Origin of the sequence: Paenibacillus sp. 1-18 (assembly GCF_000520755.1) — a bacterium.
Taxonomy (GTDB): domain Bacteria; phylum Bacillota; class Bacilli; order Paenibacillales; family Paenibacillaceae; genus Paenibacillus; species Paenibacillus brasilensis.
In genome coordinates this window covers 1-9,885 of sequence record NZ_ASSB01000072.1, presented here as the reverse complement: position 1 = coordinate 9,885, position 9,885 = coordinate 1, and the positions used below count along the sequence as shown (strand labels likewise).

The following is a 9,885-nucleotide window of genomic DNA, read 5'->3' as shown; positions in this document are numbered from 1 at the left end:
TCGCACTCTATATGAGTGCGTGGATTGAAATTCGTAAGGTTTTTATCTTTGCGATGGTAGCCATTGGGTCGCACTCTATATGAGTGCGTGGATTGAAATATAACACAGCAGAAGACTATAAAAGCGGCGCAGCCAGTCGCACTCTATATGAGTGCGTGGATTGAAATCTAAAGTGCCAATAAAGCGAATCACAAAATAATACTCAGTCGCACTCTATATGAGTGCGTGGATTGAGATACTGGTATCTCTTTGCCACAGTCGCAGCGGCATAACCAGTCGCACTCTATATGAGTGTGTGGATTGAAATGCCTGACCGGGCGTGATGAGAGGGCTGCGTTTAAGTCGCACTCTATATGAGTGCGTGGATTGAAATCTCGTCCACGATATTTCCCCATTTATCTTGCAGCATGTCGCACTCTATATGAGTGCGTGGATTGAAATTTATAATCCCTTACGGCCTCAGCTGCCTTGCGCCCCAAGTCGCACTCTATATGAGTGCGTGGATTTGCTACAGGAGGTGTTATTTTGGATTTATTTCTAGTTGTACTTAATATTTTAGTTATCCTTCTTTCAATTGCTGGTGGGGTGCTTTTAATCGGTTTATTGTACAGGGGAAATACGCTGCTAGGTTTACTTATTGCTGAGAAAAAGAACAAGAACAACAATACTGAGAAAAAAATATAGAAAACAACAATCTCCGTCGATATTTAAGGTTAGTGGAGATTGTTTTACGTTTCATTATTTGTGGCATAGTAAGAGTTCTTCATCGGTGACACCCTGCTGGCAAAGCCGGTGGGGTGTTTTTTTGTTTATATTACTCCTATAGACTATCCTTCAAGCCTTCATGTAAACTATGCCAAAAATTTGTCATGGGGATTAGTTGAATAATATATTGACATATGGTTAATTTTGGAGAAGAATAAGGTATGTTTTTTAAAATTATGGAATTTTTATGTGAAGGGTGGTTATGACTTGAAGCATACACCTATGATTACTACGGAGTTTGAAGCTTATCTAAAACAAAATAACATGACGTTGGCTCAATTTGCGGAATATTCAGGTGTTCACCAAAGAACGCTCAGTAATTGGGTTACTCAGCGTCGTTCTGTTTCCGTGCAGCAGCTTGATCGAATCACTAAGGCTATGGGTTTACCGGAAGGCTACTTTTACGATTTATACATAGAAAACTACATCATTGACCTTCCTCCTAACATGAGACGAATTGAGCCATTGTTATATCGTTGTGCGGAGCTGGACAGGCTGGATACGATCCGTCGAATAGTTGGGCATATCATGGACAATCTGCTGTATTCGCCCCGACTATTTGAAATTGCAGAAACATTATTTGCACAGGGACGACATGCTGCCGCACTGCCACTCTATGAGAATGTGGCCGATGTGGAAAAATACCAGCATTCGGAACGCTTGGCAACCTGCCAGTACCGTCTATTCACAATTCAAATTGGAGAAGATCAAAGCCGAAATCTAAGGGTAGCTTCGGTATTTGAAGTTTTGTTGAGCGCCTAGATGAAATAGACCAGCTTGATGCACTGAAGGATTTAGCGAATGTGTATCGTTCTATGCGTAAATGGGACAGGCTGGATGAAACAGCGAGAAAAATGAAAGAAAAAGCGAAAGCTCAATACACCTTGAGACATCAGCAGAAAAGTCGAGAGCGTGGTGAGGCTGCTAAGAAACTGAGTCGTCCCTTGTTTGTGTACATCACCTATGCCGATTTACTCTGTGCAAGTGTCTGTGAAGCCCAAGGCGATTATCAACAAGCTCTTCAATATACATACGCCTACGCTGATTTAGATTGGGTCAAAGAGACGGATGAAGACACTCGACACTGGGTTAACTTGTTCAAGAACTGGGCAGAGGGTAATACTTACGTATATAGGCTTTGGTCAGGAGATATAAGTGTGATGAACGATTATGTTGAATATATCGCTGCATCAAAAGTCGATAAAGAAATGGTTGCTAAGTTGATGAACGTTATGATTGCGGCTAACCAATACCAGATAGATGTGAATGATATACTCCAGCGGTTTGAAACGGAGATTGATTCTTTTGCTCAACAGCGACCATATGCTGACATGTGTAATCAACAGGTGTTGTCAGAGCGATCTGCACGTTTTAAATATGAATTAGCTAAATATTACTTAAATAGAGGTAGATACTCAATTGGATTTAAATATTTGTTAGACGTTTTATCTAAATCATTAGCTATTAATAAAGAAGCTTTTTTTATTAGGTGTATAAGATTATTTGAGCAATTTAAAGAATTTGCAGACGTTCAAGCTCATTCAAATTACGAAACTTTAGTTAGTAAAGGAAAAAAATATAAATTATTTTATTATTGATTGTCGTAACTATGTCTACTTAAACAATTTATGATATGGTTGATGGGTTATGCTCATCTTGGATAGTTTAAGGAAATTGAGAATCAGCAGATTGCTTCTGGAGAGATCCAAGAGCAATCTTTTTGTCATATAAGCTGAGCTAAAAAATGAAACACAAAAGCGAAGTAGGCGGAATGGTGCTGTACAAGCGGGGCGGTGGCGATGGGAAGCACCATCCGACTGCGCAGTGGCGCAATAGGTAACTTTAAAGCTCAAATTAAAAGAAGACTCCAAAACCACCTTGAAGTGGAACTGGAGTCTTCTTTTTGAGTTTGTTGGATACATAATCCTTTGCAGGCTGGTACATCCTACATGTCATATACCTGTTCGGCTTATTCGTAGAGGGGGAATAACGATGAGGAAAGGACCCAAGTTGCCGAGATTACCGTGGAGCCGGCGAGCGATTCCGGCTGCAGATCGTAAGACCCAAAATACCAATGCTCTGAAAGGACTGCCTGAACCACCATGGCTGGAGCAGCCGTTGCGGAGCGGTCTGGAAGACAACTTGACTGCATTGCGTGATATTTTCAAGGATTGCTCTGATATTGTCTACCGGGAGCTAATGATTTCCCCTGAACGTAAAGGATTGTTGGCTTATGTCGAAGGCACGGTGAAATCGGAGGATTTACAGGATCATATTCTGCGGCCTTTCATTTTGGGCATGATGCTCAAGGACCCCGAAGTCAACGGTACCTTGGACCCGCTGGATGAGACACGGATCTCCATGTCCCAGACGAAAACGATGGACCAATGGAAAATGGTCTCGGCGGCGATACTGGACGGCAATGCTGCCTTGTTCGTAGACGGTAAATCTCGTGCGTATATCTTCAGTGCCAAGGGAGGCGTCCGCCGTGGCGTGGAGGAGCCGCAGACCGAAGCGGTTATTCGCGGACCGCGTGAGGGCTTTACCGAGACCATCCGCGTTAATACGGCTTTGCTGCGTTTCAAGCTGAAAACCTCCAGGCTCAAGATGCACAGCATGACCATCGGGAAAGAGACCCAAACGAGCATCGTCCTTGCCTACATCGAGGGGATCATCGATCCGAAGCTGGTGGATGGTGTAAAAAAAAGGCTCAGCGATATCAAAATTGATGGTGTGCTGGATACGGGATATATTGAGGAGCTGATTGAGGACCACCCGTTTTCCCCGTTTCCGCAAATGGAATACACAGAACGCCCCGATACTGTCACCGCGGAATTACTGGAGGGTCGCTTTGCCATTCTTGTAGACGGGACGCCCTTTGCCCTAATTGGTCCAGCCACGATGTGGATGATGATGCAGGCGAGCGAAGACTATTACGAGCGTTTTTTCATCAGTAATATGATTCGCTGGATTCGCTTCCTTTTTCTCATCCTGGCTCTCTTTTTGCCTGCATTATATGTAGCGATCACGACCTACCATCATGATATGCTGCCGACGACACTCGTCTTGAGTATTGCGGCGGCACGTGAATCCATCCCTTTCCCTGCCCTGGTGGAAGCGTTGATGATGGAGATTTCCTTTGAGGCGTTACGGGAAGCAGGGATTCGCCTCCCCAAAACGGTAGGTCAGGCGGTCAGTATCCTTGGCGCGCTCGTGATCGGGCAGGCAGCTGTACAAGCAGGAATCGTATCGGCTCCCATCGTGATTGTTGTGTCTCTCACGGGGATTGCTTCGTTTACAATTCCGCGTTTTAACTTTGCTATTACGATCCGTCTGTTACGGTTCCCGATTATGCTGATGGCAGGTATGTTCGGGCTGTTTGGAATCATCATCGCGACCACGCTGATTGCTACACATTTAACCAAGCTAACGTCGTTTGGCGTGCCTTACATGAGTGGATACAGTCCATATAACCAGAACGACCAAAAGGATATTGTTGTGCGTGCACCTTGGTGGAAAATGATCAAACGTCCTTCATGGATTGGCAGTGATAATAATAAACGAGAAAAAGAAAAGATGAATGGATCACCCGGAACCGAGGAGGGATGGTGATGAAGCCCAAAGGCTCTAATGCAGGGAAGATACGTAAAGCGGCTTTGCTGAGCTGTCTGCTGCTTTGTTCTGTTCTTTTGGGTGGATGCTGGGATCGGCGTGAAGTGAACGATGTGGCCTTTGTAATGGGTACCGGGCTGGATAAGGAAGGGGATCAATACCGTGTGACGATGCAAATTGCTCTTCCCGGACAGCTCGGATCTTCGGGAAGCACAGGAGGTGGAGGAGGTACAAGAGGGACCAAATCCTATTACCTGGTGTCCAAGGTAGGCCCGAGCTTTCGGGGAGCAAGCGCTGAGGAACAGCGGGAAGTTTCACGAACGCTGAATTTCTCCCATCGCCGGGTGCTGTTGTTTGGCGAGGCACTGGCACGGGAAGGGATCAGCAAAATGATGGACGTATTGGCGCGTATTCCGCAGAACCGTCTATCTTCTCTGGTTGTCATAACGAAGGGACCAGCCTTGGATATGCTTCAGGCGGATGCCCCGATCGAGTTATTTCCGGCAGAGATGGTGCGCGAGCTCAACTTTTCATATATGAAAAACCCCCGCTCCATCAAGCTGCTGATGAATTCAATCCTAATGGACGGCATGGACCCCGCTGTGCCAGTGATGTCTCTGGTAAAAAATGGACCTGCCACTATAAAAGACAAGAAGACGAATATCCAGGTGGATGGGTTGGCTGTGTTTCACAAAGACAAACTAACCGGAATGATTGATAACCATCTGAGCCGGTTTCTGCTATTGGGCATGGGGCAGGCCAAGGACACGGAGATATTCATCCCCCCTCCTAAAGGCTCTGGTTATCTGTCTGTGCGCCTTATCGAAAATAATGTGCAAATCAAGCCTTATATTCGAGGGAATGATATTCGAATGACCGTTCAATTGAACTGCAACGGGAATGTAAGGGAGGATGAGACAACTTTCGATATATCTAATGGAGAAAATGTGAAGTGGCTGGAGCAGCAGGCTGCCCAGGAGATCAAGAAGGAACTGGGTGAGGTTGTCCGGCTTATTCAACAAAAGTATCATTCAGATGTACTTGGATTGGGAAGGGCGATCATTATGAGTCGTCCGAATGAATGGAAACGGATTAAATCTCAATGGGAGCAACTGTACCCCAAGGTGGAGGTCGTCATAAACCCGATCGTGCATATTGAGAATATCGGTGCGATCACCAAACCATTCGGGATCAAAAAGGAGCAAATCCAAAATGAATAAAGTATTTCTGTTCCCCTTAGTGCTGGTTATGCTGCTCATGTATCTGATTGACCGCAAAAGTCTGAATTCCGCACCTGCCGTCAATCGCTGGATCTCACGTGTATTGTATGTCATTAGCATCGGCATCTGGCTTTACGGAACCTCGACGAAAAGTTCCGTTTATGTGGCCACATGGCTGAGCCATTTCATTAATATGTGGCTCCCTCCTGCGTTGTAACGAATCAGAATGCCTGTGGAAAAAGGAGGATCTCCTGTATGAAACAGTTCACAACCAGACAAATCGTGCTGCTTAGTATGTTGATGGAGGCCGGTATTAGCGGTATGCATGCTCCCACGCAGGCAGCAGATTACGCGCAGCAGCATGCCTATTGGACCTGCGCAATGGCCGCCATCGTAATATGCTTGCCGATCTGGGCCATGCTGAGGCTTAAGCGGCGTTTTCCGGATCAGGATCTGCTAGAGGCCATCGTTAGCTCTCACCCTGTGCTGGGGCGCATGCTGCTTGCGATGTATCTTATTTTATTTCTGATCCTTTTCGCCAGGGATTTGCGGATTATGACGGATCTGGTGGAGGTGACCCTTTTGCCGCTGACTCCGATTGTTGTGATATCCCTTATTTTGCTGCTGACCTTAACATTCATGGCTAAGGGCGGTATAAGCACTATTGTGAGTATGGCGGAATTTACCGTACCTGCGTTGATTATGACATTATTGACTATGCCGCTTTTTTTCGGAGGCAATATAGATTTTTCAGCAATGAGGCCGTATTTACACCCGGATATAGGCGGAGTAGTCAAAGGGAGCTGGCGGATGCTTGGTTATATGGCAGACCTCATGATATTGCCCTTTATTATTTCTGGACGGAGCTACAATGCCCGCAGTGCGTGGCTTGGACATTTAATCGGAACCGTTTTTATGATTATAGTCGTGCTGCTGGAGGAGCTGGTTATTGGTGTTCCAATCATGTCGCGGCTGTTTTATCCAACGTATGAACTGGCGCGCCAGTTGCAGTTAACCGACTTTCTGGATCGGTTCGACTTGTTTGTGGGTGCACTGACCGTACCAACCCTGCTTACGAAAATCGGGGTTGATCTGTACGTTGCCAGTTTGGCGGTAAAGCGCATGTTTGCCCATACACGGGGAGGCCTGATGGTTTGGCCCGTAGGCTTGTTGGGTTACGTCTGCTCCTTTATGCTGTTCTCTAATATCGTCCAAATTTATGATTTCAGCCGGGAGTGGACCATGGTGATGGTTATTTTCTTCGTTTTCATGCCTTTCGTGCTATGGCTGCTGCTCCGACCCAAACCAAAAGCAGACAGCGGAGAAGCTAACTTATAAGCTTACTATATTCACGGGAAAAGTAATTCTTATTTGTCTTTCAGCCCTCTAATTGTATACTTGGTAGAAAGAAGTACGACTTCGACATCTACAAGGGAGGGAACAGGATGGCACAACGCATGGCAGGCAAGAGAGTTGCCCTTGCCGGTCCCCGCAAAGCAGACGAAATGGCATTGCTGGTTGCGAAAATGGGAGGCGAGCCAGTGCAGCGTCCGGCCCAGGGCACGGTTTTTCTGGATGATATTGAGCTGCGCAACGCGGTTGTAGCGTGGGTGAAGCATCCACCGGACTGGAACATTTTTACGACAGGTATGGGGCTAAACGCGCTGTTCGATATGGCTGAGGATATGGGTGTGGCAGAGCAGATTATCGAGCTGCTGCAAGGCTCCAATATTGCGGCACGGGGCTACAAGACGGTCAATGAGCTAAAAAAGCGCGACTTCACGCCAGATGTACGGGATGAGGATGGAAGTTTGGACGGGTTGACGCGAGCTTTTGCCCCGTATGATCTAAAGGGTAAGGAAGTGCTGTTGCAGCTGCACGGTGATCCGGCCCCACGGCTGGTAAAGTGGCTGGATGAGCAGGGAGCAGTTACCCGGCAGGTGCTTCCTTATAAGCATATTCCACCCGAGGAAGCGAATTTACAAGCATTGCTGGCGGATATAGTGAGTCGCAGCGTTGATGCAGTCACGTTTACGAGTGGTCCGCAAATTCGCTTTTTGTGCCAATATGCCAGAGAACAGAACCGTATGGAGGATTTGCTGGAGGCTTTTCGCCAGGATGTAATTGCGGTGTCAGTAGGCAAGGTGACTGCGCAGTCTATTTTGGAGGAAGGAATTGAACGGATCGTGTTCCCGGTAGAAGAGCGTATGGGCGCGATGATGGTGGAGCTGGGGAAATATTTTGAGCATCGCGGTTCAGCGCATGGCTTCGGTCTGGAAGTTGTGAATGGGCACTGACATGTAATCAAGAGTACAATAAAGATAAGGGTCTACGAGGCCTTTATCTTTTTTTGTTGAAATGCATTGTCAGCATTTTTTGTTATAGCGAAAATATTTATCTAATATAATGAATAAGTTTTCGATGCATGCTACTAGGACAGGAGCTGAGCGTTTATGAATTCTATTTGTGTATTTGCCGGGTCCAGACCTGGACATTCATCGGTATACCTTGAGGCTGCAGGCAAGCTGGGAGAGGCTATGGCCCGGCATCATGTCCGCCTGATCTATGGAGGCTCCAGCAGGGGGCTGATGGGTGAGGTGGCAAACGGAATGCTGGCGGGTGGTGGTCAGGTCACCGGCATCATGCCGACGCTGCTATTTGACGCGGAAATTGTTCATCGGGGCGTTACCGAATTTATTGAGGTTGCAAATATGCATGAACGCAAAGCGGCGATGAGCGAAATGGCCGATGCGTTTATTGCCCTGCCGGGCGGCCTGGGTACCTTTGAGGAGCTGTTCGAGGTGCTTTGCTGGGCGCAAATCGGCATTCATCGCAAGCCCATTGGATTGCTGAATGTGAGCGGATATTTTGATCCATTGGTGGAAATGGTGCGTCATAGTGTGCAGGAGGGTTTTACCGGGAGTGAACACCCATCGCTGCTGAGCATCTCTGCGGACCCGGATGAATTGCTGCGCATGCTAAAAAATAAGGCAGAGAACTTGAAATAAAGCGTTTTTCGTGCTTGCACAACTGATTAAGGCAAGGTTATGATAAGACCCATAATCAAATAGCGGACAGACAAGGTGCCTTTGCGATGGAGCAAAGGGTAACAGGGAATCGGGTGCAAATCCCGAGCGGTCCCGCCACTGTAAGGAAGAGGATTTTTTCAGGTTGTCACTCGAGTAAAACGGGGAAGACGGAAAAATCCATGGATGCCAAGCCAGGAGACCTACCTTGATCTGTATGCACCGTTAGCCTTCGCGGAGAGGATGGGTGTACGAAATCAAGAATCAGGATACGTTGCTTTTTTCATGTTGGTTCGGCTTTACGTGAATATGAACGTTCAGAAGCGTTTGAAGCGTAAGCTGACAAATGGAAAACAACGCCAGGATAGAGGAGACGAGAGATGTCTGCTTACGCCTGTTTGTCTGGTGAGAAGATGCGTACATAGGGACCCCATCCGGGTAGGATGGGGTCTTTTTGAGTTACAGGAGGAGGAGCATGATGAGTCCATTAGGAAAATTGCTGGTAATTGGATTTGGACCGGGAGATATGGAACATATCACAAAACGGGCATTGGATGCGCTGTCCGAGAGTGAGGTTATTATCGGCTATAACACTTATGTGGATCTGATCCGTCCGTTGTTGAATGGACAAGAGATTGTACGCACAGGGATGACAGAGGAAGTAAGCCGCGCTCAGGAGGCCGTTCGACAGGCAGAGATGGGCAAAAAGGTAGCCGTTATTTCCAGTGGAGACGCAGGCGTATATGGTATGGCCGGGCTGGTGTATGAAGTGCTGATGCAGAAGGGCTGGCGCCGTGAGGACGGGGTTGAGGTAGAAGTTGTGCCGGGAATCTCGGCCATTCAATCCTGCGCTTCGTTGCTGGGGGCGCCAGTTATGCATGATGCCTGCACGATCAGTTTGAGTGATCATCTGACCCCGTGGGAAACGATTGTGAAGCGCGTGGAAGCCGCAGCTTCGGCGGATTTTGTAATCGCATTATACAATCCGCGCAGTGGTCGGCGTACACGCCAAATTGTAGAAACTCAGTCCATTCTGCTGCGCTATCGTGATCCGCAGACTCCAGTTGGACTGGTGAAGAGTGCTTACCGTGAACGTCAGCAGGTGATCGTGACGACACTGGAGGATATGCTGAACCATGACATCGGGATGCTGACGACCGTAATCATCGGCAATTCCTCGACGATGGTATATGACGGCCTGATTGTAACGCCGCGTGGATATCAGCGCAAGTATACGCTGGATGCGACCGAGCAGGCGCTCA

The 9,885-nt window shown here is 47.4% G+C and carries 8 protein-coding genes, 1 pseudogene, 1 CRISPR repeat array and 1 riboswitch; all 9 genes and pseudogenes read left to right on the top strand.

Annotation, left to right across the window (positions count from 1 at the left end; all coding sequences use genetic code 11):
• Window positions 1–67 precede the first annotated feature (67 nt).
• Window positions 68–511: a CRISPR direct-repeat array (repeat unit 32 nt; unit sequence GTCGCACTCTATATGAGTGCGTGGATTGAAAT).
• 14 nt (window positions 512–525) lie between these two features.
• A complete protein-coding gene (locus tag L693_RS30440) occupies window positions 526–684 on the top strand; it encodes a hypothetical protein (protein WP_197029831.1) in 159 nt (52 codons plus the stop codon).
• 288 nt (window positions 685–972) lie between these two features.
• Window positions 973–2,363: pseudogene (locus L693_RS0105130) on the top strand (helix-turn-helix domain-containing protein).
• 394 nt (window positions 2,364–2,757) lie between these two features.
• Window positions 2,758–4,377: a spore germination protein gene (locus tag L693_RS0105125; RefSeq protein ID WP_025716347.1), complete on the top strand. Its 1,620-nt coding sequence runs from the start codon at window positions 2,758–2,760 to the stop codon at window positions 4,375–4,377.
• Window positions 4,377–5,597 (top strand): Ger(x)C family spore germination protein, encoded by a 1,221-nt coding sequence (locus tag L693_RS0105120; protein WP_025716346.1) that lies wholly within the window; start codon window positions 4,377–4,379, stop codon window positions 5,595–5,597. Before L693_RS0105125 ends, L693_RS0105120 begins: the two co-directional genes overlap by 1 nt.
• A complete protein-coding gene (locus L693_RS0105115; RefSeq protein WP_025716345.1) occupies window positions 5,590–5,814 on the top strand; it encodes a hypothetical protein in 225 nt (74 codons plus the stop codon). Before L693_RS0105120 ends, L693_RS0105115 begins: the two co-directional genes overlap by 8 nt.
• A 38-nt stretch (window positions 5,815–5,852) precedes the next feature.
• A complete protein-coding gene (locus tag L693_RS0105110; RefSeq protein WP_025716344.1) occupies window positions 5,853–6,935 on the top strand; it encodes a GerAB/ArcD/ProY family transporter in 1,083 nt (360 codons plus the stop codon).
• A 107-nt stretch (window positions 6,936–7,042) separates the two neighbouring features.
• Window positions 7,043–7,894 carry a uroporphyrinogen-III synthase gene (locus tag L693_RS0105105; protein ID WP_025716343.1) on the top strand — a complete coding sequence of 284 codons (852 nt, stop codon included), beginning with the start codon at window positions 7,043–7,045 and terminating at the stop codon, window positions 7,892–7,894.
• A gap of 156 nt (window positions 7,895–8,050) precedes the next feature.
• The gene (locus L693_RS0105100) at window positions 8,051–8,605 is read left to right on the top strand and encodes a TIGR00730 family Rossman fold protein (protein ID WP_025716342.1); all 555 of its coding nucleotides are present in this window, start codon (window positions 8,051–8,053) and stop codon (window positions 8,603–8,605) included.
• Between the two features lie 57 nt (window positions 8,606–8,662).
• Window positions 8,663–8,848: riboswitch (cobalamin riboswitch) on the top strand.
• A 253-nt stretch (window positions 8,849–9,101) separates the two neighbouring features.
• The coding region (cobJ, locus tag L693_RS0105095) for a precorrin-3B C(17)-methyltransferase (RefSeq protein ID WP_025716341.1) at window positions 9,102–9,885 on the top strand (784 nt) is incomplete at its 3' end.